This is a genomic window from Clostridium sp. CTA-19 (assembly GCF_054767855.1).
In genome coordinates this window covers 41162-66943 of record NZ_BAAABH010000018.1, presented here as the reverse complement: position 1 = coordinate 66943, position 25782 = coordinate 41162, and the positions used below count along the sequence as shown (strand labels likewise).

The 25782-nt window shown below is 28.4% G+C and carries 20 protein-coding genes and 1 tRNA gene; 17 read left to right on the top strand and 4 right to left on the bottom strand.

Translation table 11 applies throughout. From position 1 onward, the window contains the following. Nucleotides 1-145: 145 nt before the first annotated feature. The 7 genes from ACYUE0_RS11390 (at nucleotide 146) to fsa (ending at nucleotide 6422) form a co-directional block, all read left to right on the top strand. A complete protein-coding gene (locus ACYUE0_RS11390; protein ID WP_460270618.1) occupies nucleotides 146-1069 on the top strand; it encodes an ABC transporter ATP-binding protein in 924 nt (307 codons plus the stop codon). After that, nucleotides 1062-1784 (top strand): ABC transporter permease, encoded by a 723-nt coding sequence (locus ACYUE0_RS11385; RefSeq protein ID WP_460270617.1) that lies wholly within the window; start codon nucleotides 1062-1064, stop codon nucleotides 1782-1784. The genes ACYUE0_RS11390 and ACYUE0_RS11385 overlap by 8 nt, the downstream gene beginning before the upstream one ends. Before the next feature lie 3 nt (nucleotides 1785-1787). Further along, nucleotides 1788-2522 carry an ABC transporter permease gene (locus ACYUE0_RS11380; protein ID WP_460270615.1) on the top strand — a complete coding sequence of 245 codons (735 nt, stop codon included), beginning with the start codon at nucleotides 1788-1790 and terminating at the stop codon, nucleotides 2520-2522. A gap of 51 nt (nucleotides 2523-2573) precedes the next feature. Next, a complete protein-coding gene (locus tag ACYUE0_RS11375; RefSeq protein ID WP_460270614.1) occupies nucleotides 2574-2783 on the top strand; it encodes a PspC domain-containing protein in 210 nt (69 codons plus the stop codon). Between the two features lie 1188 nt (nucleotides 2784-3971). Then, nucleotides 3972-4940, top strand: a complete 969-nt coding sequence (locus ACYUE0_RS11370) for a TRM11 family SAM-dependent methyltransferase (protein WP_460270613.1) — start codon at nucleotides 3972-3974, stop codon at nucleotides 4938-4940. A 24-nt stretch (nucleotides 4941-4964) separates the two neighbouring features. Further along, the gene (locus tag ACYUE0_RS11365) at nucleotides 4965-5672 is read left to right on the top strand and encodes a 2-phosphosulfolactate phosphatase family protein (RefSeq protein WP_061996358.1); all 708 of its coding nucleotides are present in this window, start codon (nucleotides 4965-4967) and stop codon (nucleotides 5670-5672) included. Between the two features lie 102 nt (nucleotides 5673-5774). Next, complete coding sequence (gene fsa, locus ACYUE0_RS11360; RefSeq protein WP_010297849.1) at nucleotides 5775-6422, top strand: fructose-6-phosphate aldolase; 648 nt, start codon at nucleotides 5775-5777, stop codon at nucleotides 6420-6422. 554 nt (nucleotides 6423-6976) lie between these two features. Here fsa and ACYUE0_RS11355 read toward each other — a convergent pair. Continuing rightward, nucleotides 6977-8197, bottom strand: a complete 1221-nt coding sequence (locus ACYUE0_RS11355; protein ID WP_199870864.1) for a NupC/NupG family nucleoside CNT transporter — start codon at nucleotides 8195-8197, stop codon at nucleotides 6977-6979. A 1645-nt stretch (nucleotides 8198-9842) separates the two neighbouring features. Between ACYUE0_RS11355 and murC the strand changes: the two genes are divergently transcribed. Both murC and ACYUE0_RS11345 read left to right on the top strand, forming a co-directional pair. Continuing rightward, complete coding sequence (gene murC, locus ACYUE0_RS11350; RefSeq protein ID WP_061996928.1) at nucleotides 9843-11225, top strand: UDP-N-acetylmuramate--L-alanine ligase; 1383 nt, start codon at nucleotides 9843-9845, stop codon at nucleotides 11223-11225. Between the two features lie 438 nt (nucleotides 11226-11663). After that, entirely contained in the window at nucleotides 11664-12596 is a 933-nt protein-coding gene (locus ACYUE0_RS11345; protein WP_460270611.1) for a PhzF family phenazine biosynthesis protein, read from the top strand. A gap of 52 nt (nucleotides 12597-12648) precedes the next feature. On the opposite strand, the gene ACYUE0_RS11340 is transcribed toward ACYUE0_RS11345, so the two are convergent. Next, on the bottom strand, nucleotides 12649-12990 hold the full coding sequence (locus tag ACYUE0_RS11340) for a hypothetical protein (protein WP_061996921.1): 342 nt from the start codon (nucleotides 12988-12990) through the stop codon (nucleotides 12649-12651). A gap of 298 nt (nucleotides 12991-13288) precedes the next feature. After that, on the bottom strand, nucleotides 13289-14659 hold the full coding sequence (locus tag ACYUE0_RS11335; RefSeq protein ID WP_460270610.1) for an aldehyde dehydrogenase: 1371 nt from the start codon (nucleotides 14657-14659) through the stop codon (nucleotides 13289-13291). Between the two features lie 781 nt (nucleotides 14660-15440). Between ACYUE0_RS11335 and ACYUE0_RS11330 the strand changes: the two genes are divergently transcribed. The 6 genes from ACYUE0_RS11330 (at nucleotide 15441) to ACYUE0_RS11305 (ending at nucleotide 22940) form a co-directional block, all read left to right on the top strand. Further along, on the top strand, nucleotides 15441-16562 hold the full coding sequence (locus ACYUE0_RS11330) for a sensor histidine kinase (protein WP_460270609.1): 1122 nt from the start codon (nucleotides 15441-15443) through the stop codon (nucleotides 16560-16562). A 41-nt stretch (nucleotides 16563-16603) separates the two neighbouring features. After that, nucleotides 16604-17230: a response regulator transcription factor gene (locus tag ACYUE0_RS11325; protein WP_460270608.1), complete on the top strand. Its 627-nt coding sequence runs from the start codon at nucleotides 16604-16606 to the stop codon at nucleotides 17228-17230. Nucleotides 17231-18200: 970 nt separating this feature from the next. Then, nucleotides 18201-19136: an ABC transporter ATP-binding protein gene (locus ACYUE0_RS11320; protein ID WP_199870925.1), complete on the top strand. Its 936-nt coding sequence runs from the start codon at nucleotides 18201-18203 to the stop codon at nucleotides 19134-19136. A gap of 9 nt (nucleotides 19137-19145) precedes the next feature. After that, on the top strand, nucleotides 19146-20267 hold the full coding sequence (locus ACYUE0_RS11315; protein ID WP_460270607.1) for an ABC transporter permease: 1122 nt from the start codon (nucleotides 19146-19148) through the stop codon (nucleotides 20265-20267). After that, nucleotides 20267-21415: an ABC transporter permease gene (locus ACYUE0_RS11310; protein WP_460270606.1), complete on the top strand. Its 1149-nt coding sequence runs from the start codon at nucleotides 20267-20269 to the stop codon at nucleotides 21413-21415. Before ACYUE0_RS11315 ends, ACYUE0_RS11310 begins: the two co-directional genes overlap by 1 nt. A gap of 214 nt (nucleotides 21416-21629) precedes the next feature. After that, entirely contained in the window at nucleotides 21630-22940 is a 1311-nt protein-coding gene (locus tag ACYUE0_RS11305) for a Na+/H+ antiporter NhaC family protein (RefSeq protein WP_460270605.1), read from the top strand. A gap of 51 nt (nucleotides 22941-22991) precedes the next feature. Here the strand turns inward: ACYUE0_RS11305 and ACYUE0_RS11300 are convergent, their stop codons facing one another. Then, entirely contained in the window at nucleotides 22992-23870 is an 879-nt protein-coding gene (locus tag ACYUE0_RS11300) for a CAP domain-containing protein (protein WP_460270604.1), read from the bottom strand. Nucleotides 23871-25128: 1258 nt separating this feature from the next. Here ACYUE0_RS11300 and ACYUE0_RS11295 point away from each other — a divergent pair. Next, complete coding sequence (locus tag ACYUE0_RS11295) at nucleotides 25129-25443, top strand: hypothetical protein (protein ID WP_061996850.1); 315 nt, start codon at nucleotides 25129-25131, stop codon at nucleotides 25441-25443. An 88-nt stretch (nucleotides 25444-25531) separates the two neighbouring features. Continuing rightward, a tRNA-Pro gene (locus ACYUE0_RS11290) sits at nucleotides 25532-25607 on the top strand. The last annotated feature ends 175 nt before the right edge of the window (nucleotides 25608-25782 follow it).

Here is a 25782-nt window from a genome sequence, read left to right as displayed (position 1 = left end):
AAGTGCCTAAAAGCAAGGAAAGAACAAGATTACGGCAAGGTTATGGCAAGGTTGATGATTTATACTTTTAATTGTAAGTGATTCTACCGTCATATCGGTTATTATATTGCGAAAACAAGGGTATTGAAAGTAAGGAGATTTTAATATGAATGATTTTATAATTGAAACAAAACAATTGACGAAAATTTATGGAGAGCAGACAGCAGTTAATTCAGTGAACCTCCATGTAAAAAAAGGTCGTATTTATGGATTATTAGGACGTAATGGAGCAGGTAAAACCACTATTATGAAAATGATTTTGGGGTTGACTACAATCACTTCCGGCGAAGTTGATGTATTCGGAAAGAATATTAAAGGTCGAGAAAAACGAGTATATCCCCGTATCGGTGCTATGATTGAAACACCAGGTTTTTATCCAAACTTAACGGGAACAGAAAACTTAGAAATTTTTGCAAAACTACGAGGCACAGTTGCACCAAACGCAGTTGAAAATGCATTAAAAATAGTTGGATTACCTTATAAAGACAAAAAGTTGTTTAGTAAGTATTCTCTTGGAATGAAGCAGCGTCTTGGTATTGCAAATGCTATTATGCACGACCCAGAACTACTGATTTTGGACGAACCTACAAACGGTCTTGACCCTATTGGCATTGCAGAAGTAAGAAATTTTATTAAAAATTTGAGTATTGAGCATGGAAAAACAATCCTTATTTCCAGTCACATTCTTTCGGAAATTGCATTATTGGCTGATGATATTGGAATTATTGACCACGGTGTTCTTTTAGAAGAAAGTAGCATGAACGAATTGGAAAAGAAAAACCGTAGCTATATCATTTTGCAAGTTTCAGATATTCCGAAAGCTTCACTAATTTTAGAACGAGAATTCAATTTGAAAGATTATTCTGTTCAAGATGATCAAACACTACGACTTTATGACACTACTTTAGATATAGGAAAAATCAATAAAGCCCTTGTAATGCAGAATATAACTGTTGTTAGTTCCATGCTTTGTCATGATACTTTAGAGGATTACTTTAAAAAAATTACAGGAGGTGAGGGCATTGCTTAACCTTATTCAAACAGAATTTCTTAAACTGCGTCGCAATAAACTTATTTGGCTCATGTTGTTAGCCGCTCTTATTATGCCGTTTTTCGCACTATTATATTTTAATTATTTTGGGAATAAAGGTGTTGACCCGATAAAGTATTATAGGTGGTCAGCACTTGGTTTTACTCTTATCATTATCTTACCTGTTACTTTGGGAATACTTAGTACCATGCTTATGCACGAAGAAAATCAGCATGATATGTTAAAACAACTTTGGATTGTTCCTATCAGCAAAATGGGATACTTTTTTAGTAAATTTTTTGTGGTTTTAGTTTACTCCATTTGTTTCATGCTAATTACATTCGTAGCTTCTGTTATGTTTAGTGTACTTTCGGGATATGTTGTATTTGAATGGGGGAGCGTATTTTATTTGCTGAAAAAATGTGTAGTGGGTGGTTTTTTTACTGCTTTTGCAATGTTGCCGATTTTAGCAATAGCATCATCGAAAAAAGGATATATTCTCCCAGTTTGTATAACATTGGTTTATGTTTTTTTTGCATTTCTTATAATGCCTGTAAATATGTATCTACACCCCATATCCAGTATGGGAGTTATCGTAGATATTCCGGGCATTGTTCAAGCAATTAACGTTCCGTTAGCGTTTCTTTGTATTTGTATTTGGGATATTATTTCAGTATTCTTTGCAAATATCGCATTGAAAAGAAGTGAGGTGTAAAGAATGCGAAAATTACTTTGGGCTGAAATCCAAAAGATTCGCCGTTTAAATATTGTTTGGATTGCAGTTTTTGCAACAGTTATGGTAGCTGTTATTGTTTTTATACAGGGATGGGGTACGTATAATGGTTCACGGGATATAGACAGTGCAGGATGGTATATGACTATGGCTCAGCCTTTGGCAACATTTTTTGTTCTTCCCGCAGTCATTTCTCTTTTGGGAAGTTATATGATTTGTCGTGAAGAAGATGAGGATACTATAAAATCTTTGCTACTTATTCCTGTAAATGAAACAAAGTTAATTGCTACAAAAATGATTATTACTTTTTTATTCAGCATTTTCATTTATGTACTGCTATTTGCAATAGCATTTTTGACTGAGGCAATATTACATTTTTATGATTTATCGGTAGGAATGGTTTTATATTTTCTGAAAATATATTTTCTTCAAGGTGTTGGAATATTCCTTGCTATCTCGCCTATTATTGCCTTGGTATCATATATGAAAAAAGGCTATTGGATTGCATTAGTATTAACTGAAATGTACTCTTTTGCTGGACTATTCATGAGTATGTCAAACACCCTAAAAACATTCTATCCTATTGCTGCAGTATTTGGGGTTTCTGGTTACACTGAAGCTACTGCCCAAAGTCGGATAGTAAGTAGTATAGTCTTGTTACTATGTGGTTGTCTTTCTGTTTTTATACTGAAACGTTTCAAATATATTGAGAAAAATTAGTCATAGGCTTAGACGTAGGGCAGAAGAACAATGATAGAAAGGTAAATATTCATGAAAAAAAGATTATATAGAATTAAAAAAGGGAAATGGATTGCTGGTGTTTGTGGTGGTATTGCTAAATATTTTGATGTAGATCCTAAAATTGTACGTTTGCTTTTTGCAGTATTTTTTGCAGTATACGGAAGTGGATTATTGGCATATATCTTATTTGCGATTTTTATCCCAACAGAGCCTAAAAAACAGATGAAAACAAATGTGTAAAAGTTGATTGCTTAGTTGAGGTAGAGGGTTTTGAAAAATTGACAATGGACAATTGGGTTAGGAATTGACAATGATGGAGGAAACTAGAGTTTAGTTAGTTAAGAGTTAATAGTTAAAAGTTAATAGTTCAGGATGAAACTGGACTACCAGTTTCTTTGAATTAAAGGGAGTAAATTCTAATTTTATGATATTAAATTAAACAAAAGTTAAATTCAAAGTATACAGCCATAACAAGAAGAACAGGTTCATTTAATTGTATCACTATAAAAAACTTTAGTACTCAATAAAAAGGTTAGATAAAATAAATTACAGGGCAAAGAACCAGTACTTGAGCTGCAAAGTAGTATATCAGTTAGGTACTGGTTCTTTGCTTATTTTATTGTGGAAATACAGTAATTGTGGAATCTACAGTTTAATCGAAGTAAGTAGCCATAAATGAACCTGTCCCTCTTGTGATGGAGGTATAACTTAGGATAGATGCTTATTTAGTTGAGGTAGAAAGTTTTGAAAAATTGACAATGGACAATCGGATTAGGAATTGACAATGGACAATTGACATTTGACAATGTTGGAGGAAACTAGAGCTTAGTTAGTTAAGAGTTAATAGTTAAAAGTTAAGAGTTCTTGAGGAAACTGGACTGCCAGTTTCTTTTTAATTTAGGGGAGTAAATTCTAAGCTTGAGAGATTAAACTAACAAAAGCTATATTCAGAGTTTATATCCGTAACAAGAAGGACAGGCGAATCAAAATATATTTTCCATAAGTTATTTTCACAGTGAAATCATAAAGTTATCAATAAAAATTAAAGTAATCAAAGCCGGTCCTTAAGATAGTTAATAGTTCAGTATGAAAGTGGGAAACCACTTTCTTTTTAATTTAATCATATAATTTGCCTTGCAAATTTATATAAAAGTACGTTTAGAATTACTAGTAGCGAAGTAAGTAGTAATAACCGCAACTATTAACTATTCATTCTTAACTCTTAACTAGAAAAGTCCCATTTGTGATGGAGTTGAAATTTTGGTGAATTACTTACTTAGATTTTGTTAGCAGAACTAGGTTTAAAAATACGTTTAGAATTACTAGGAACGAAGTGACTAGTAATAACCACTTAGGAAAATAAAGGTATATTAATTGACTTTATAAAATTAAAATACTACAATCAAGGTGTGAAAAGGACGTGTTTAAATGATGGATTTAATTATGGAAAATGAAATAGACAAAAATAAAAGTAAAGAGTATTTTTACGTTATCAATTATCCTACATATGAAGAAGAACTATGCAATTTAGAGATGAAGTGCATTTTTAATGATATATCAAAGGAAAAATATATTTTTTCTAATAACTGCGTAAATCCTTCTAGAAGTCCTTTTATCAAAGAAAAAATATCTATAATATATTCAGCAAATACCTTAGAAGAAATAGTTGAAAAAATTATTGAAGATAAGTTAGCCTATGAACAGTTTAAAGTTTGTTATGTGAAAGCCATACAAAAGGACCCATTATCTTATGAAAAAAGGCTTAATGCATTAAAAGAGGTTGGATTTGTTATAAAGGGATATCCTAATTTACAGTCTCCTAAAGTGCTTTTAGGGGTAAGTAAGATAGGTGACAAATGGATATTTGGTGAATATGAAAAGAATGATTATGAGTGGCATATACATGATGAAAAACCATATTCGTACTCAAATGGATTAAGTGTGAGAATGTCTAGAGCTATAGTTAATATTGCAATTGAAAACAATTTTGAAAGTAAATTAGTTGACCCTTGTTGTGGTATAGGAACTGTTGTTATAGAAGCAAGCTCACTTGATTTAAATATTAAAGGTTATGAAATAAGCAGAGCTATAGGGCAAAATGCAAAGAAAAATCTTAAGTTTTTTGGTTATAAAGATGTTATAACAATTGGAAACATGCATGATATAGAAGAAAAATTTGATGTTGCAATTGTAGATATTCCTTACGGACTATTTTCACCAACAACACTTAAAGACCAGTTGGATATTATAAAAACAGCTCGTAAAATTGCAAAGAAAATGATAATTATAACCTTCGAAGATATGGATAATCATATAATCTCACAAGGTTTTAAAATTATAGATAAATGTTGTGTAAAAAAAGGTAATTTTAAAAGGTATATAGAAATATGTAAATAAAGCATATGAAAGGAAGTTATTTTTATGAACATAGACATTATAATATCAGCAAGTGACATAAAAAAAGAAAAAATAGAGGGAAAAACAGTTGTAGTTATAGATGTTTTAAGAGCAACATCTGTTATGGTAACAGCTCTTAAAAATGGCTGTGAAAAAGTAATCCCTGTAAAAGAAGTTGATGAGGCTATAGAAATTGCAAAAAATGATAGAAGTAGATATATTTTAGGTGGAGAAAGAAATGCACTTAAAATAGAAGGCTTTGATTATTCAAATTCACCGTTAGAATACACTAAAGATGTAATTGAAGGAAAGACTGTTATTATGACAACTACTAATGGAACACAAGCAATAAAAAATGCAGAGTGTGCAGAAAGAATAATAATAGCTTCAATGATTAACGGACAAGCTGTAGCTGATGAAATTGTAAAAGAGAACAAAGATGTAGTATTTATAAATGCAGGAACATATGGTCAATTTTCAATGGATGACTTTATAACAAGTGGATACATAATATCAAGAATAAAAGAAAAAATAAGTGTAAAACTAACAGATATAGCAACAACATCATTGTATATTTATGATAACAATAAAGATATAACATCCTTTGTAAAGGGAGCGACACACTATAAAAGAATACTAGAACTAGGATTGGAAGATGACTTAGAATATTGTTTATCTAAGGATATAACAGACATAGTTCCAGAGTACAAAAATGGAATTATAAAAGCATAAAAAGCCAATTGGAAAGTAAGAATTTTCAATTATAATGTAGTGTGATATAATTACCATGTAAATTATAATATTGTTAAAGAATGAAAGGTGTGAACTAAATAAATGAAATTATTTATAGATACAGCTATAACAGAAGAAATAAAAAGAGCTAATGATATGGGTATAATATGTGGTGTTACAACTAACCCATCTTTAATAGCTAAGTCAGGAAGAGATTTTAAAGAAGTTATAAAAGAAATAACATCAATAGTTGATGGTCCTATAAGTGCAGAAGTTATAAGCTTAGAATGTGAAGGAATGGTTAGCGAAGCATTAGAGCTTGTTAAAATTCACAAAAACATAGTTATAAAACTTCCAATGACAGAGGAAGGATTAAAAGCAACTAAAGTTTTAAGTGCAAAAGGAATAAAAACAAATGTAACTTTAATATTCTCAGCAGCACAAGCTTTACTTGCAGCTAGAGCTGGCGCAACTTATGTAAGTCCATTCTTAGGAAGATTAGATGATATCGGAATGGAAGGAATGAACTTAATAGAAGAAATCGTTGATATTTTCGATATACACGGAATAGAAACAGAAATAATAGCAGCAAGTGTAAGAAATCCTATCCATGCAACAAAAGCAGCTAGATTAGGAGCTCACATTGCTACAGTTCCACTAAATGTATTATTACAAATGACAAAACACCCATTAACAGATGCAGGAATAGAAAAATTCCTAAAAGATTGGGAAACAGTACCTAAAAAATAGTTAATAAGGATGATTATTTATTTAATTATGCCTAAGCACCCCTAGAAAGAAATTTCTAGGGGTTTTTTATGGGAGGATTATTATTTATTTTTTACGCTTTTTAAGTAATAATATTTCATAAAAAACTGTGTAAGATGTAAATAACATTATAAAAGAAATTTCCTCTCTTTGATTCATATTATATGTTGCAAGAACTATTAGGAGAGGGAAAAAAATAAAAATTTGAAGGAACCTAAGTGTTTGAATCTTTTTCAAAGTACCACTCCTAACTTCCAAATATTAGTATATTAATATTTTTTCATTAATATGAGTAAATGTAAATAAGTTTATTTCTACAGTTTTTTTATGAAATAATAAATACTGTCGAAGAATAACTTATACAAAGTTATAGATGTTAATTTAAGATAATTTAAGATTTATATAATTAAATTTAGACTATTTTTTTATAATAAAAAGGGAATTTATGGGAAAAATTTTATACAATAAAAAAAGATAAACCTATAATTTAAGGTTTATCTTTTTATTTATATATTATAAAAGATTGACTAATTTAATTAAGATAATAATCCTGCAATTGTAGCAGTCATAAATGCTGATAAAGAACCAGCAAGTACAGCTCTTAAACCAAGTTTTGCAACATCTCTTCTCTTCTCAGGAGCAAGACTTCCTATAGAACCTATTTGTATAGCTATAGAACTAAAGTTTGCAAATCCGCAAAGAGCATAAGTTAAGATTATAACTGTTTTTGGTGAAAGTGCATTACTAGCTATTAATGGTGAAAGGTTACTATAAGCAACGAATTCGTTTAAAACAACCTTTTGTCCTAAAAGATTTCCAGCAACGCTGATATCTTGACCAGGAACTCCCATTAAGTATGCTATAGGAGCAAATAATTTACCAAAAATCCAGTTTAAGCTTAAGAAGTCAGCACCAAAAATACCGCCTACAAGTCCTAAAATATAGTTTAAAAGAGCAATTAAAGCAACGAATGCAATTAAAAGTCCACCAACGTTTATAGCAATTTGAATACCTTCCATTGCTCCGTTAGATGCAGCTTCAATTACGTTTGTAGCTGTTTTTTCATCTTTTAACTCAACAGAACCTTTAGTTACAGGTTCCTCAGTTTCTGGAATTAAAATCTTAGCCATTACAAGTCCTGCTGGAGCAGCCATAACACTTGCAGCAAGTAAGTGACTAGCACTAACTCCCATTGCAACATATCCAGCCATAACACTACCAGCAACAGTAGCCATTCCACCAACCATTACGGCAAATAACTCAGATCTAGTCATTTTGCTTAAGTAAGGTTTTACTATAAGTGGAGCTTCATTTTGACTTAAGAAAATATTTGAAACAGCAGAAATAGTTTCTGCACCACTAGTTCCTAAAAGTTTAGCAAGTCCTTTAGCAAATACTGAAATTATGATTTGCATTATACCTAGATGATATAAAATAGCCATAAGGGCAGAAAAGAATATTATTGTAGGTAATACTTGAAATGCAAATATAAAACCAAAAGATTGAGTGTCTAGTAAATTTCCAAATAGGAAAGTACTTCCCTCAACAGTAAAGGCTAAAAGTTTATCGATTATCTTACTAAGAAATCCAAAGAAACTTTGTCCTAGTGGAATTTTTAGCACTAGTAAGGCAAAAATTCCTTGTAGTGATAAACCAATTCCTACAAGTTTCCAATCGATTTTCTTTCTATTCGATGAAAACAGGTAGGCAATTAGTAAAAATGAAATTATTCCTAAAATACCTATAAATTTATCCATATTCACTATTCTCCATTATTTATATTCAATTTTTATTGAACATCTCTGCAGAGATATATTAAAAACCTATTATAATATAAAATAAAATTATACATTTTTCAACAAAATATTTATGGTAATATAAATATAGCATGCCCTAAAACATTTGAATTAATCATTACAAATGGCTAAAGTATAAGCTTTATTATGAAAAATAGGAAAATTTAATAAAAGAGAAGTTTAAAACTTTGCACAATTTTTAAAATTAAATTTAATTTTAAAAATTAGAAAAGTTAAAATGTTACAACGCATTTTAAAATATGCAAAAGTAAAGCTTCTAAGTAAGCAATTCACCAAAATTTCAACTCCATCACAAATGGAACTTTGATAGTTAAAAGTTAAGAGTGAATAGTTAACAGTTATGGTTATTACTAGTCACTTCGTTCCTATTAATGCTAAACGTACTTTTATATAAATTTGCAAGGCAAATTATATTAATAGATTAAAAAGAAAGTGGTTACCACTTTCATCCTAAACTATTAACTATTACTTCTTAACTCTTAACTCTTTTAAGGGGGACTGGCTAACTTTTTTTATTTATGGCAATTAAATTTAAAGAGCTACCCTCTGTTTTATGGGTGTACATCTTTCGTGCCTGTCCCATTTGTTATGGCTGTGAACTTTGAATTTAGCTTTATTTAGATTTATATCTTCAATTAAGAATTTATTCTTCCTAAACTCTTAATTATTAACTCTTAACTATATTAAGGACCGGCTTTGATTGCTTTAGGTTTTATTGATAACATTATGATTTCACTGTGAAAATAACTTATGGAAAATTCACTTTGGTACGCCTGTCCTTCTTGTTACGGCTGCGAATTTTGAATATAGCTTTTGTTTAATTTAATATCACAAAATTAAAAATTACTCCCTTAAATTCAAAAAAAACTGGCAGTCCAGTTTCCTCCATCATTGTCAATTTTTAAAACCCTCTACCTCAACTAAGTATGCAATCGTTCAAAGTTTTACCTCCATCACAAGAGGGACAGGTTCACTTATGGCTATTTTCTTCGCTTAAACTGTAGATTCCACAATTGCTGTATTCCCATAACAAAATAAGCAAAGAACCAGTACCTAACTGATATGCTGCTTTGCAGCTCAAGTACTGGTTCTTTGCTCAGTAATTTTTTTATCTATTCTTTTTATTGAGTACTAGAGTTTTTTATGGTGGTACAACTAAATGAACCTGTCCTTCTTGTTACGGCTGCGAACCTTGAATATGTCTTCAGTTAGTTTAATCTCCCAAACTCAGATTTTACTCCCTTAAATTCCAAAGAAACTGGCAGTCCAGTTTCAACCAAAATTGTCCATTGTCAAATGTCCATTGTCAATTTTTTAAACTCTTAATTATTAACTAACTATATTTGCACTTACTTTCATCTTGTGATAATAAAAATTTGATGAATAAATTTAAATGAGAGCTTGTCTCCCCATACTAATTTGATGTATTGTTAATATAAAACGAATTTGATGTGTTTTTTTACGGTTTTTGTATATAATTATAATGTAGATTTTAAATTTTAAAATTTATAGTGTCGAAGATAGAAGAGTAAGACTAAATTAATATTAGGAAATTTTTTATATTTATAGTTAGGAGTTGTTTTTAATGTCTTTTGATTTTTTAGATAATAAAAATATGACAATACATTTTATAGGTATAGGTGGAGTGAGCATGAGCGGACTTGCAGAAATACTTATAAAAAATGAATACAAGGTATCCGGTTCAGATAGATCACAAAGTTATATTACAGAAAAACTAGAAAAACTAGGTGCTAAAATATTTATTGGACATAATAGTTCAAATTTAGATGGAGTAGATTTAGTTGTTTATACAGCTGCTATAGCAGAAGATAATCCAGAACTTATAAGAGCTAAAAATGACGGAATTAAAATGTTAAACAGAGCCGAATTTTTAGGTTTGCTTATGAAAGGTCATAAATATGGCGTTGCTATATCAGGAACTCATGGAAAAACTACAACTACATCTATGATGGCCCATATTGGATTAAAAGAAAATATAGACCCTACTGTTTTAGTTGGTGGAAAATTAGATGCTATAGAGGGAAATGTAAGAGTTGGAGAAAGTGAATATTTTATAACAGAAGCTTGTGAATATAAAGAATCATTTTTGAATTTTTATCCATATATAGGTGTTATATTAAATGTTGAAGCCGACCATTTAGATTACTATAGAGATCTAGAACACGTAAAGGAAGCTTTCAAAAAATTTGTTGCTATAATACCTAATGATGGATATGTAGTTGTAAACGCTGATGATAAAAATGCTATAGACGTTATAAAATATGCTAAATGTAATGTAATGAGTTTCGGTATAGAAAATGGTGAATACAGAGCTAAAAATATTAAATATAATGATTTAGGTTGTGGAATTTTTGATGTTTATAAAAATGAAGAAAAATTATTTTCTATAGAATTAAACGTTCCAGGAAAACACAATGTGTTAAATGCTATGTCTGTTATTTGTAGTTCTTTAGCATTAAATATTAGTGAAGAGTCAATAGTTGAAGGATTATTTAACTTTAGGGGGACTCATAGAAGGTTTGAATTTAAGGGATGTAAAGATGGAATAAATGTTGTAGATGATTATGCACATCATCCTACAGAAATAAGAGCAACATTAGAGGCTGTAAAAAACTATCCCCATAAAGATGTTTTTGTAATCTTCCAACCACACACTTATACAAGAACAATAACTTTATTTGATGATTTTGTAAATTGCTTTAAAGGAACTAAAAATCTAATTCTTGCAGATATATATGCTGCCCGTGAAAAAGACACAGGAATAGTTAGTTCAGATAAACTAGGTGATGCTATAAGAGAAACAGGAATAGATGCTAAGAATTTTCATAGTTTCGAAGAAATAGTAGATTATTTAGAAGAAAATGCAAAAGAAGAAGATTTAATCCTAACAGTAGGTGCAGGAGATGTTTACAAAATAGGAGAAATGTTTCTTGAAAACAATTTATAAAAAATAAAATAAAAAAGGTCTATGATAAAACCATTGTTAGTTTTATCATGGACCTTTTTTATGTTTTAAATTATAGCTTTTTATAAGATTTTATACTATTTGGTATTTTCAATGCACCGGATATGATAGAGGTTAAATATAATATTTGATAAAATCCCTATATTGAGGTAATAAGCATTAATATAAAACATGTAATTTGACAGATAGCCCTAAATAAACTTTTATTGTTCTTATTCATATGCATATACCCCTTGTTATTTAGTAATAATAAATGTACTTTATATTCAATAGATATTATTTTGAAATATAGTAACATAAATCCAGAGTGTAGGCAACTGAAAATTTACAGTTTTATAATATGTGTCTATAGTATAATAAATCTAGAAAATATAATCCTAAATTTTATGGGATACAAAACTAAAATAGGGAGTGAAAAACATGGGGATAAAAGTTTATAAGGTAAATGCTTTTACTAAGGATAGTAAAGGTGGTAATTGTGCTGGAGTTGTTTTAGATGGGGAGAAAATAAATGAATTAGAGATGCAAATTATAGCTAAAAAATTAAATTTTTCTGAAACAGCATTTGTAATAGCAAAGGATAAAAGAAAAAGAAAAAATAATAAAGAAGTTTATGATTATGAGGTTAAATTTTTTACACCTACAGAAGAAGTTGAGTTATGTGGGCATGCCACAATAGCTACATTTTTCACATTGGCTAAAATGGGATTATTACCACAAAATAATGTTTCTTTAAAACAAAAGACAAAGGCTGGAATTTTAGATGTAGATGTAATTTCAAAGGATGAAATAGAGGTTGTTATGTCACAAGCTGAACCACAATTTTCAGATGAGGCTTTAAACAAAGAGATATTGTCTAAAATCTTAAATTTATGTGAAGATGAAATTGGATTTAAAAATTTAAAACCACAAATTGTTTCTACTGGTCTTAGAGATATATTAATTCCTATTAAAAATGAAGAGGATTTAAAAAATATAAAAATAGATAATGATTTATTAATAAATTATAGTAGAGAGCTAAAAGTAGTGGGAATTCATGCATTTGCAGTAGATAGTAACAATAATGAAAGATTTATTGTAAGAAACTTTGCACCAGCAGTAGGAATACCAGAAGAAAGTGCAACAGGAACATCTAATGGGGCATTACTTGCTTATTTAATTAAAAATAATTTTTATGAATTAAAGGGCCATGAAGAAAAAACTATAATTTGTCGTCAAGGTATGTATATGGGGAATACAAGTGAAATTATAGCAAAAGGAAGTATATCCAATGGAAAGATAGCTATAAAAGTTGGTGGTAAATCTTATATAGAAGGTGAAGAAGAGATAGAGTTAAAACCATTAGAAATTTAATGTGATAAAAAGGGAAAGCTAGGTAATTCTAAATTACCTAGCTTTTGGGGGGTTAGATTTTGAAAAAGTTCATTTCAACTGTGTACTCATTAATTAGTATAGACAACTTTTTAGAAAAATAATCAATTTCAAAGTTACAAATTGTAGAATGTATCCCTTTATCTTTTAAAAAGTGGATAGTTCCTATGTTATTATCATCTTTACGTAGTCTTATTAAGATACTTTCTACCTCATTAAACTGAATTCTAGAGGCAATATTATCAGAATCTAGAATAAGATTTAACGTTCTATTATTTAAAGGAATAATTAAATCAATATCACATTCCCTATCTTTAAAAACTTTTATTTCAAAATCACTTACTAAATTTAAATTGTACTGTTTAAATTCATACATATATATAAACCTCATTTTAAAATTATTATTTTATTAAAAAATCTCCTTTGCTACACTTAAACATTCATAATAGGAGTTTTTAAAAGCATCTTCAAAAAAGAATAGAAAAACTTTAATAATTTTATTATATACTATAAAATTAGAAATTTATTTAAATTATAGAAAACAAGCTTATAGTTTAGGGTGAAACTGGAATCCAGTTTATTTTTAATTAAAGAGATTAAAAAACACCACAACTGATAAATAAAAAAACTATTAATATAATTTGAATATACTAATAGTTTTTTTGTATCAATATTTATTTAAATATCTTTTTTAATTTAGCAAACTTTGTTGAAGTAAAAGGAGGATATCTTAGTGGAACATCCATAGCAAAATCTTTTTTCACAATAGATTTTATATGAGAAAAAGTTTCAAAACTATTCATTCCATGATATTTTCCCATTCCGCTTTCACCAACACCTCCAAAAGGTAAATATAAAGAGGCTACATGAACTATAGTTTCATTTATACAAACTCCTCCAGAGGTTGTTCTTTGTAGTATTTTAGATATATTTTTTTCATCTTTAGAGAAAAAATATAATGCAAGTGGTTTTGGTCTATAGTTTACAACAGCAATAACTTCATCTAAAGTATCAAATTCAATTACTGGTAAAATAGGTCCAAATATTTCATCGTTCATTACAGTATTATTAAAGGTTATATCATTTAAAATTGTTGGTGATATATAAAGCTCATCACGGTCAATTTCACCACCAAATTCAATTTTACCGCAGTTTAAATATTTTACTAATCTATCAAAAGCTTTTTCATCAATTATTCTAGGATAGTCTTTTGAATTTTTAAAATCTGGTCCATAAAATTTATTAATATAATGTTTCATATATTTTATTAAATCTTCTTTTACAGAACTATGGACATATAGATAATCTGGAGCTACACAAGTTTGACCAGCATTTAAAAATTTGCCCCAAACAAGTCTTTTAGCTGTTAATTTTAAATCAGCTGTCTTATCTACAATACAAGGACTTTTTCCGCCTAACTCAAGTGTTACAGGAGTAAGGTTTTTGGAGGCTGCTTCCATAACCACTTTTCCAACAGGAACACTACCTGTGAAGAAAATATAATCAAATTTTTGGTTTAGTAGTTCTGAATTAGCATCTCTACCACCATTAACAACAGAAATAAGTTCTCTAGGGAAATTTTCACATAAAAGTTTTGTAAGAACTTTAGATGTGTTAAGACTTTTTTGAGATGGCTTTAAAATAACTGTGTTGCCTGCAGCAATAGCACCTATTAGTGGAGCTAGTGAAAGTTGAAATGGATAGTTCCAAGGCGATATTATAAGTGTGACGCCATATGGCTCTGGATAAGTAAAACATTTAGCAGGAAAATGAGCTAGTTGTGATTTTACCTTTGTAGCTTGCATCCAGTTTTTTAAGTTTTTTATAGTGTGATTAAGTTCTTCAAAAACAATGCCAAGCTCTGTTGCGTACCCTTCAAAATTAGATTTCTTTAAATCTTTATAAAGAGCGTCTAATATCAACTGCTCATTATTTTGCAAAATAACTTTTAATTTATTTAATTGAGTTAATCTAAATTGAGTAGTAAGAGTACTACCGTTAAGAAAATAATTACGTTGAATATCAACAAGTTCTTTTATATCCATAAACAAAACCTCCATTTCTAAATTACAATTCTATAAAAACATAAATTTTGCCATCAAAGTATTTGTATTCTCTCAAATAATTTAATTTTAAAATAGTCTATTTATAGAGTTTCAAGTTGACTTTTAAAACTACTTATTCCAAAACTTGAATACCTAAAATAGTGAGACATGCTCTGAATTACTTAGAATTCAACACTTCATCTTGTATGAAAATATTTTAAGAGTGTTGAATAAATTTAAATTGGAGCTTGTTTCCCTATAATATAGGATTGCAAATTAAATCTTAAACTTATTCATTTATCAAATGAGAAAACACAAATTAATATTTTTTCAATAACTAACAGATTATTTTAGTTAAGAGTTAATAGTTCTTAACTAACTATATTTGTACTTTATATTAATAATATACCTAATAAAGTATATTATTAATATAAAATATATAATATACCTTAGAATTAAATAAATAATATCATTGAACTTATGTATATTCAAGAAAATAAAACAATTTAAGCAAAAAGTAAGTTGATAAATAATAAGTTTAAGATTAAAAAGTTATATAGAGTTCCAAGTTGACTTTTAAAATTATCCATTCCAAAACTTGGATACCCAAAATAGTGAGACATGCTCTGAATCGCTTAGAATTCAACACTACATTTTGTATGAAAATATTTTAAAGTTATTGAATAAATTTAAATTGGAGCTTGTTTCCCTATAGAGGAAAGGGAACAATAAATAAAGAATTAATAATAAAGTTACTATTAAAAATAGGAAAAGGTGTAGTATGAAAAAGATAAATGATTATAATATTTATATTAAAATTTTAGCGTTAATATTTATAGTTACTAAGTCTATACAAGGAAAAATCCCAGCGTTATATGTAGTTGCATATTTTTTACTATGTTTAATAATTAATTTTAGTGTGCATTTATTTAAAGACAATATAGAAAAATTATTATTAGTATCAGGGATTATAATATCTTTTATAATTTCAATTACAGTAATGCCATTAGCAATAATATTTTTCTTTATAAATTTAATTGAATTTTTATATTTAATTAAGTTGCCTAATGCTTTCTTGCTAATTTTAATTTGGAGTATAGTAGTATTTTTAAAAATAGATATTGATTTTTTTTCTTTGTTTATTTTTATAGCTATATATTTTATTTATTATAGAGTATATTGGGAATTAAATTTTATTAATTATGATTTACCATTAAAGATAGAGATGCAACGAAAGACTATCGACGAGTTGAATCTAAAATTAAAGAAACAAAGTAAGTATAGAAAACAGGCAATATATACTTATAAACTAAAAGAAAGAAATGAGTTATCTAAAAAAGTTCATGATAAAGTAGGCCATACTATAGCTGGAAGTCTTTTGCAGTTAGAGGCGTGTAAAATTGTATTAAACAGTGATATGGATAAAGGTAAGGAAATGATAGATGGAACTATTGGTGTATTAAGGCGAGGTATGGACGATATAAGAAAAATTTTAAGAGAAATAAATCCTACTGATGAGCAAATAGGTATAAATAGGATTAAATTAATTTTAAATGAAAAAACACAGAATACTAACTTCACATTTAATGTAATTCATAAAGGGGATATGGAAAAGATAAGTAAAAAACAATGGATGCTCTTTTTGGATGTTATAATGGAAAGTTCTACAAATTCATTAAAATACTCTGAAGGTAATCATATAACTGTAAAAATAGAAGTGTTTAATAAGCTAATTAAACTTCAAATAGCTGATGATGGCATAGGAAATTTAAAGTTTAAAAAAGGAATAGGATTAAATAGTATAGAACAAGAAGCGATGGAGTTAAATGGGAAATGTATAATAAATAGTTATAAAGGTTTTGAAATAATATTATTAATGCCAATAGAAACTATAGTTAGTTAATAGTAGTAACTCTTAACTAAAGTAAGCTAGAGGGGGAAGTTATGATTAAATTAATTATTGCAGATGATGATTTACTTATAAGAGAAAGTTTAAAAATAATATTAAGTGCAGATAAAGAATTAGATGTATTAGAGGCTTTTGAAAATGGCAAAGAAGCAGTTAATTATATTTTGACAAATAATGTTGATATAGCGCTTTTAGATGTAAGGATGCCAGTATTAAATGGAGTTGAAGCTACAAAGGAGATAACAGAAAGAACTAACACAAAGGTGGTTATACTTACAACTTTTGATGAGGATGAATATATAGATAATGCATTAAAGTTTGGGGCAAAGGGGTATATATTAAAAAATAATGCACCAAATGAAATTATAAACACTATAAAAATGGTTCATAAAGGCAATTCTGTAATACAAGATAATGTACTAGAACGATTAAAGTGTAATTTTCAAAATAAAAGTGAAATAAAATTAGATAAAGAACTATTTACTCAAAGAGAAATAGAAATAATAAAATTAATATCACAAGGACTTAGTAATAAAGAAATATCATCAAATTTATATATAACAGAAGGAACAGTAAAAAATTATATATCATCAATACTCAATAAAACAGGATTGCAACATAGAACTCAAATAGCTATATATTATTTAAAAGGAAACTTATAAATATATAAGTTTTAATTCAAATTTATTAATTAAACCTTTGTTATTAGTTTTAAAAAAATATAATTGTAGTTAGTTAAGAGTTAAAAGGTAAGAGTTAAGAGTTGTGGATGAAACTGTATTAATCCAGTTTCTTTCAACTTAAGGGAGTAAAAATTGAGTTTTAGAGACAAAACAAACTAAAACTATATTCAAAATGTACAGCCGTAACAAATGGGACAGGCACGAAAGATGTATACCCATAAAACAGAGAATAGCTCTTTAAATTTAATTGCCATAAATAAAAAAGTTAGCCAGTCCCCCTTAAAATAGTTAAGAGTTAAGAAGTAATAGTTAATAGTTTAGGAGGAAAGTGGACACCACTTTCTTTGAAATTGTTTGGGAATGGCTTCGATTTATTGTGTTAGTAATATAAATTTAGGAGAGCATCAAGTGTTAGCGAAGAAAATAAACTTATCGTGCCTGTCCCATTTGTGATGGAGCCAACGCTAGGGGTAATTGCTTGTTTACGTGTTTGGGACCGACTTCGAGTACCATTGGAGAGAAATTAAAATCAACAAAAGCATCTATACTAAAGTATAGCAAAGTAGCCAATTACGCGTCTGTCCCTCTTGTGATGGATATAGAACTTTGGGTGATTGCTTTCTTAGATTTTTTAGCAAAACTAGGTTTAAAAATACGTTTAGTATTACTAGGAACGAAGTAAGTAGTAATAACCATAACTATTAACTCTTAACTAGAAAAGTTCCTCTTGTTATGGAGGTAGAACTTTGGGTGATTGCTTTCTTAGGTTTTTTAGCAGAACTAGGTTTAAAAATATGTTTAATATTATTATGAGCAAAGCGTAAATACTTTAACGATATGACTAAAGTCACATAAAGATTATGACCTTCTCCACGTTATTTGGAGAAGGTTTTTCTATACAATAGAATTAAGAAGATAATGATTGAGGAGATATAAGGAGTGTTTATATATGAAAGCTATAGAAATACAAAACCTAACTAAAAGATATAAAGATTTTTTAGCAGTAGATAATATTTCACTATCTATTGAAGAAGGAGAAATATATGGGCTTTTAGGTCCAAATGGGGCAGGAAAAAGTACAACTATAAATATAATATGCGGGATTTTAAATTCATCTTATGGAGAAATTAAAATTTTAGGAGAAACGTTAAGTATTAAAGATAAATCTGCAAGAAAATATTTAGGTTTAGTGCCACAACAAGTAGCTCTTTACAATGAATATAGTGCTTATGAAAATGTAAAATTTTTTGGTAGTCTTTATGGATTAAAAGGAAATGAACTAGAAGAATGTGTAAAAAAAGCTTTAGAGTTTACAGGACTTTTAGATATGAAAGACAAAAGGGCATCAGATTTTTCAGGTGGTATGTTAAGAAGGTTAAATATAGCCTGTGGAATTGTTCATAATCCTAAGATAGTTATTATGGATGAACCTACTGTAGGAATAGATCCACAATCAAGAAATCATATATTGCAATCAGTTAAAAAGTTAAATGAAAAAGGAACCACAGTAATATATACCACTCACTATATGGAAGAGGTAGAAGAGATATGTAGTAAGATAGCTATTATGGATAATGGTAAGGTTATTGTTGAAGGTAGTAAGGAAGAATTAAAAAGTATAGTTTCAGATAAGAAAAGTTTAATTCTTAGAATTGATAATTTTGAAACCATAGATGAAAAAGAAATTAAAAATATAAAAGGTGTTACTGATGTAATTATAGATGAAAATGAAATAACTATAAATACTGAAAAAGAAATAAATAATTTAGATAAAATAATAAACTATTTTACAACAAATAAAATTGAAATAAGGGATATTGGCTATGAAGATATAAATCTAGAAACAGTGTTTTTAAGTTTAACTGGAAGACGTTTGAGAGAGTAGGTGATTTATATGTTTAAAATTATAAAAAGGATTTTTTTAGGACATATTAGATACCCGAAAAATTTATTATTTAATATGTTGTTTTCTATATTTTTAATGACACTAATAGGAGTTGTTTTAATAAATGAATTTGACACTAGCAAACAAATAGAAAATTTTACTGTTTATTACAATGATGATAGTGGAAGTAAAGAAAGTAATCAGCTTTTAGATGAAATAATAAAGAATAAGGGAACTGAAATAATTTATTTTGAAAAAATAGATAGTATAAATAAAGGAAAAGATATAGTTAGGAAATCAAGAGGAAGCTTTATTTATTTAGATGGAAATACCATAAAACTATATTCAAATGAGAAAAATAAAATAGAATCAGGAATTGTAAGTGGATTATTTAAGACAGCTAGTAATAGATTTAATGCAATAACAGAAGTTTATAAAATAGATGATAAAAATGCTATAAATATTATAGATGACAATTTAGAAGAGGATTATATAAATGTTGAAAAGATAGAAAAAACACAAAGTCCAACATCCTTTGATTATTATGGAATAGCAGAACTGACGTTAATGAGCATGTATATATTATTCTTCTCATTGTATGGTATACAAAGGGATGATAGGTTAGCTGTTAAAGATAGAATACTTTTAACAAAATTTTCAATAGAAAAGTATTATCTTGCAAATATTATAGGAAATTTTATGCTTTCAATAATAATAACGTTACCGGGATATTTATTTTCAATATTTGTGTTAAAAACTAATTGGGGAAATAATTTAATAATATCATTTTTAATATTACTTTCTTTAAACTTAATGGTAGTTACAATGGGAGCTTTTTTAGGCGTAATATTTAAAGAGAATGGTAATGCTGCTGCCTTTATAGACCGTGTAATATTTCCTGTAATGAGCTTTTTAGGCGGAAGCTATCTGGCTTTCCCAGATAAATTACCAACGGTAATGCAAATAGCTACAAATATATCACCATTAAGATGGATAAATAGAGGATTTTTCAGAATGATATACCTGCATGATAATTCTATAATAACAATATCAGTTGCTTTAAATTTAGGTATAACAGTAATAGCATTAATTTTATTAACTGTTTTTGTTAAAAAGGAGAGTGTGGAGTAATGAAAAAAGTTTGGGCTCTATTTAAAAATAACTTAAGGATTTTAATTTTAAAAAATAAAGGGACTTTTATCATAACTACAATAGCTCCAATTATTATTTTACTAATCATATCAAAATATATTAGTACTGGATCTGGTTATATGAATGCAGTAGTTAAAGACGAAGATAATACGAAAAGTTCCTTGGCTATACTATCCACTATAAAAAATAATGAAGGGTTAAATGTTGAAGAAGATAGTGATATTAATATAGAGAGCTCCTTTGCACAAGGGGACATAGATATTGCTATAACTATACCTAAAGGTTTTGAAAATAATTTATTAAGTGGAGAAAAACCATATATAGATATTAAAGAAAATGAAATGGGAAATTTAAATAAAGGTATTAAGACCTCCTTAAACTTAGAAATTAAAAATCTTAAAGATTTAGCAGTAGCTAGTGATAAAAATTATGATGGTTATATTAAAGCTTTAGAAAATTACAGTAATGGAACTATCAAAATAGAGAAGCTTAATTTAAATGATTTAAAAGGTAATTATGTAAAAACACAAGTATTTTTGGGATTTTTAATAATGTTCATGCTTTTTAGAGCTATGTCTGGAGCAGAATTGATAAATTCAGATAAGCAAAAAAATATGTATACAAGAATATTTGTAGCAGATATTAAAAGTTCACAATATTATTTAGCTAATATATTATCTAGTTTTTTTAGTATATTAATACAGGTTATATTATCATTGATGGGATTAAAATACATTATGAAATTGGAAATAGGCATGTACTATTATCAGCTAGGAATAATCTTATTATTAGTAACATTAATAGCTGTGTCAATGGGAACATTCTGCATATCAATAACAGAAACTAGACAGGAAGCAAGTATGCTTTCTAATATAGTAATTATAACTTTTCTAATGATAGGTGGATGCTTTGTTCCTGTAAGTTTATTCCCTAATTTTATAAATAAAATATCCTATTTTACACCTACAAGATGGGCAATGGATTCAATATTAGATTTACAGCAAGGTGTACCTTTTAATGATATAATAATAAACTTATTTATAATGATATTATTTGCTTTAGCATTTTTTACAATGTCAGCATATAAAACATCAAAAACTGAAAAAATATATAAAGATTATAATTAGTTGTTCACTTTTAAATTTTAATTCAGTAATTTCATTAATATAAAACCTATAGATATTTAATTATCTATAGGTTTTTACAATAATTGTAGAAAAAGGTATTATTATGTTTACAATAAATTAGGAGGGGATGTTATGCCCTCTTAATTTATTGTAAAAAAATAATTATTTTACGGTAAATAAAGGTAAAAAAGTGGAATTGGGAGAGGGGATTATTATGAAGAAAAAATCAATAATTGCATTAATGCCACTTTTAGTTTTTATAGTTATATACTTTGGAGTAGCTATAATACTAAAAGATTTTTATGCTATTTCGGTAGTTGTACCATTTTTAATAGCTTCAATAGTTGCATTAATACAAAACAGAGAACGAACCTTTGATGATAAGGTAATTAGTTTTTGCAAAGGTGGAGGCAATCCAGACATAATAATGATGTGTTTAATATTTATATTAGCAGGAGCTTTTGGGGAAACAGCAAAATCAATGGGTGCTGTAGAATCTACTGTTAACTTAGGTATAAATTTTTTACCATCATTTTTATTAGTTCCAGGAATTTTCTTAATGGCAGGATTCATATCTACTTCAATAGGTACTTCAATGGGAACTATAGCAGCTTTTGTTCCAATAGCTTTGGGAATAAGTGAGAAAACTGGAATATCACTTGGATTAATTGTTGGTGCAGTTGTAGGAGCATCTATATTAGGCGATAACTTATCTATGATATCAGATACTACAATAGCCGCAGCTAAGACTCAAAATGCAGATTTAAAGGACAAATTTAAGGTGAATTTTAAAATAACACTTCCATCAGCAATTGTAACTATGGCTATATTAGTTATACTTACTCTTGGTAAAACTGCCAATATAGGCGGAGTATATGAATATCAAATTATTAAAGTAATTCCATATATATTTGTATTAGCATCAGCACTTATGGGAGTAAACGTAATAACTGTATTAACTGGTGGAGTTGTGATATCAGCAGTAATAGGATTTATAACTAAAGATATGACTTTAAAGTTGTTAGTTGATTCTATAGCAACTGGAGCTTTAAATATGGGAGAACTTATAATAGTGTCTATACTTATTGGCGGTATAGTTGAAATCATAAAAGATAACGGTGGAATTGAATTTATAATTTCTTTTATAGCATCTAAGATAAAGTCAAAAAGAGGTGCAGAACTAGGTATTGCTATTTTAGTAAGTATAGTAAATTTATTTACAGCAAACAATACTATATCTATAGTTACTGTTGGACCTATGGCAAAAGAAATATCAGAAACATACGATTTAGATTCTAGCAGGGTGGCAACGCTTTTAGATGTATTTTCTTGTGTTATACAAAGTTTAATACCTTATGGAGCACAGTTATTGTCAGCAGCAGCATTATCAGCGCTATCACCGTTTGCTATATTGAAATATACATATTATCCTGTGGTAATGGGTGTATTTACGATAATCTTTATTTTGGGAGTAAAGGATAATAAAAAGGATAGTAAAGTAGTGGTTGAAGAAAAGGCAGTATAGGCCTAAAGAAAAAAGGATGTCTAAAGTTTAGACATCCTTTTTTAATATACTTTAATCTGCAAATAATTGTGATTCATAAGCAATGTTTCCGTTAGGCGAAAATACAACACCTACACCCATTCTATTAAAACTTCCATTTAATATGTTTGCTCTATGACCTGCAGAATTCATCCAGTTGTTTACAAGATATTCAGCAGTAACTGATGCTTTATCATAGCCTGTACTAGTTTGAATGTTTTCACCAGCAGTACCGTAGCTAACTCCAAATTTATTTAATAAATCGAAGGGGCCTCCGGTATAAGGTGAAGTATGATCAAAATAGCCGTATTGAAGCATTTCTTCAGCTTTATATCTAGCAGCACTTCTCATAGTTTCGTCCATCGATAATGGAGATAATCCTGCCTTTTGACGCTCTACATTACAAAGTTCTAAAACTCTATTTTCAACAGCTGTTAAGTATTCAACTGAATAGTTTTTAGGTATGCTAGGCAATCCACTAGGATTACTATTTGATGCGCTTTCATAGTTAGAATTATCTTCTGATGGTGTTTCTTCTGGAGTAGGTGTAGGTTCCGGTGTTGGAACGGATTCTTCTTTATTACCTGATTCATTATTTGTAGGTGGTTTAACATCAGGCTTACTATTATCAACTGGTACTGTAGCAGTTTCAGTTGAATTGCTATTTGAAGAATTGTTATTTAAAGCAGTAGAATTGTTAGTATCTACTTTAGTAGGTTCAGTAGTAGCTTCTGAGTTGTTACTATTTGAACCTTGTATTTCAGGTGTTTTCTTTTCTGTATCTTTAGAAATAGTTTCTTTAATAGCGGTTTTCGCATCGTTTATTACATCATTATCTGTATGGGCATATTTAATTCCTAGTCCCGTGCATAATGATGCCGATAATAAAATACTTATTATTTTAAATTTCATGTTGTTCACTCCCCCTGTGACTAATAGGACAATATGATATTTATTTTTGGATTTTATTCACATTATGTTGTGAGTCCTATTTAATGAGTAAAGTATAGAATAAAAAGGAAAGCCTGTACACAGGGAACTATTTCACGTAAACGTATGAAAAGGCAATGATGGATAACTTTACAAATAAACAGAAAAAACAGAAATTTGAATAATCCTAGTAAACTAGTTGGGATTACTAAGTTTACAGCAAATATGTTAAAAACGGTAAAACATGAATAATATAGTAACATAACCAATAAACTTAGATGATGAAAATTTACTTTTAGTTACATATTTGATTTAAAAAAGGATTTAAAAAGGGGTAAGGCGAATTGATATAAAATAGAAATTTAATTAAGAGCATTAGAAAATTAATAGTTTGAAAAATTGACATTTGACAATGGACAATTAAAAAAAATTAAGGGTTAAGAATTATGAATTAAGAATTCAGGATGAAAGTGGTAACCACTTTCTAAAAATGATTTAAAAAAATACGTTGAGAATTACTAGGAACGAAGTGATTAGTAATAACCATAACTATTAATTATTAACTTTTAACTCTTAATTGATAAAGTTCCTCTTGTGATGGAGCTAATACTGTAAGGACTTGATTGTTTAGGTATTTTGCTAAAACTAAGGTGTTGGGACCGACTTTGAGTACTATTGTAGAAAAACAAAAATCAATAAAAGCATCAAAACTAAAGTATAATAAAATAGCCCAAAACGCGTCTGTCCCTCTTGTGATGGAGGCATAACGCGGGATAGTGGCTTGTTCAGTTAAGGTAGAAAGTTTTGAAAAATTGACAATGAACAAAGGACAATTAAAAAAATAATAGTTAAGACATTATGAATTGATGTAGAAATTAGACTAACAGTTCCTTTTTAATTGAAAAGAATAAATTTTGGTTAAAGATATAAATCTAATAAAAGCTAAATTCAAAATGTGCAGCCATAACAAGAAGGACAGGCGTAGCAAAATATATTTTCCATAAGTTATTTTCAAAGTAAAATCATAAGGTTATCAATAAAATTTAAAGTAATCAAAGCCGGTCCTAAAAAAGATACGTTGAGAATTACTAGGAACGAAGTGAGTAGTAATATCCTCAACTGTTAACCATTCACTCTTAACTTTTAACTAGCAAAGTTCCATTTGTGATGGTGCTAGAACTTTGGGATAGTTCTTTGCTTAGCAATTGATAATATATAAGAAAATACTGGGGGAGTTATTATGGAGAAGATATGTAATAAAAATAGTAATATAAAACCAATGGCAACAATGATTTTGATTTTAATTATTAATATTGTAGGTGGTAGAATTGATGCTTATAATAGCAATAGATTATTAATTTATATATATTGCATAGTGTTAGCTATTCTTATGACAATTGGAGTTATTGAATTAATTGAAAGTATAACTAAATATATTAATGAGGAAATTAAAACCATTAAAAGCAAAGTTTATTTAACTATTAATATATTATCTTTAGTTTTAGTTTTATGGGGTGGGGCTTTAGTAATAATGGATAAAGCTAGTTTTTTATAAGATTTTCAAAATAACATTAAAAAAATGAAAAAAATTTAAAAAAGATGTTGACACAAAAAAAGGTTTGTACTATAATAAATCTTGTCGCCGGGGTGTGGCGCAGATGGGAGCGCGCGTGGTTTGGGACCATGAGGTCGCAGGTTCAATCCCTGTCACCCCGACCAAGAGAGTTGCATAGGCAACTCTCTTTTTATTTATAAAATAAATAATAAATGAATAATTAACCTTAACAGGAAGTGATCACAATTTTGGTCACTTTTTGTTAAGGTTTTTTTTATTTATAGGGTTCAAAATTGATTTTTAAACTTATTCATTTCAAAATTTGGATACTCAAAATAG

Coding starts and splice junctions, on each gene's coding strand:
- ACYUE0_RS11390 (WP_460270618.1), top strand. CDS start 146: ATGAATGATTTTATAATTGAAACAAAACAATTGACGAAAATTTATGGA.
- ACYUE0_RS11380 (WP_460270615.1), top strand. CDS start 1,788: ATGCGAAAATTACTTTGGGCTGAAATCCAAAAGATTCGCCGTTTAAAT.
- ACYUE0_RS11375 (WP_460270614.1), top strand. CDS start 2,574: ATGAAAAAAAGATTATATAGAATTAAAAAAGGGAAATGGATTGCTGGT.
- ACYUE0_RS11370 (WP_460270613.1), top strand. CDS start 3,972: ATGATGGATTTAATTATGGAAAATGAAATAGACAAAAATAAAAGTAAA.
- ACYUE0_RS11365 (WP_061996358.1), top strand. CDS start 4,965: ATGAACATAGACATTATAATATCAGCAAGTGACATAAAAAAAGAAAAA.
- fsa (WP_010297849.1), top strand. CDS start 5,775: ATGAAATTATTTATAGATACAGCTATAACAGAAGAAATAAAAAGAGCT.
- ACYUE0_RS11355 (WP_199870864.1), bottom strand. CDS start 8,197: ATGGATAAATTTATAGGTATTTTAGGAATAATTTCATTTTTACTAATT.
- murC (WP_061996928.1), top strand. CDS start 9,843: ATGTCTTTTGATTTTTTAGATAATAAAAATATGACAATACATTTTATA.
- ACYUE0_RS11345 (WP_460270611.1), top strand. CDS start 11,664: ATGGGGATAAAAGTTTATAAGGTAAATGCTTTTACTAAGGATAGTAAA.
- ACYUE0_RS11340 (WP_061996921.1), bottom strand. CDS start 12,990: ATGTATGAATTTAAACAGTACAATTTAAATTTAGTAAGTGATTTTGAA.
- ACYUE0_RS11335 (WP_460270610.1), bottom strand. CDS start 14,659: ATGGATATAAAAGAACTTGTTGATATTCAACGTAATTATTTTCTTAAC.
- ACYUE0_RS11330 (WP_460270609.1), top strand. CDS start 15,441: ATGAAAAAGATAAATGATTATAATATTTATATTAAAATTTTAGCGTTA.
- ACYUE0_RS11325 (WP_460270608.1), top strand. CDS start 16,604: ATGATTAAATTAATTATTGCAGATGATGATTTACTTATAAGAGAAAGT.
- ACYUE0_RS11320 (WP_199870925.1), top strand. CDS start 18,201: ATGAAAGCTATAGAAATACAAAACCTAACTAAAAGATATAAAGATTTT.
- ACYUE0_RS11315 (WP_460270607.1), top strand. CDS start 19,146: ATGTTTAAAATTATAAAAAGGATTTTTTTAGGACATATTAGATACCCG.
- ACYUE0_RS11310 (WP_460270606.1), top strand. CDS start 20,267: ATGAAAAAAGTTTGGGCTCTATTTAAAAATAACTTAAGGATTTTAATT.
- ACYUE0_RS11305 (WP_460270605.1), top strand. CDS start 21,630: ATGAAGAAAAAATCAATAATTGCATTAATGCCACTTTTAGTTTTTATA.
- ACYUE0_RS11300 (WP_460270604.1), bottom strand. CDS start 23,870: ATGAAATTTAAAATAATAAGTATTTTATTATCGGCATCATTATGCACG.
- ACYUE0_RS11295 (WP_061996850.1), top strand. CDS start 25,129: ATGGAGAAGATATGTAATAAAAATAGTAATATAAAACCAATGGCAACA.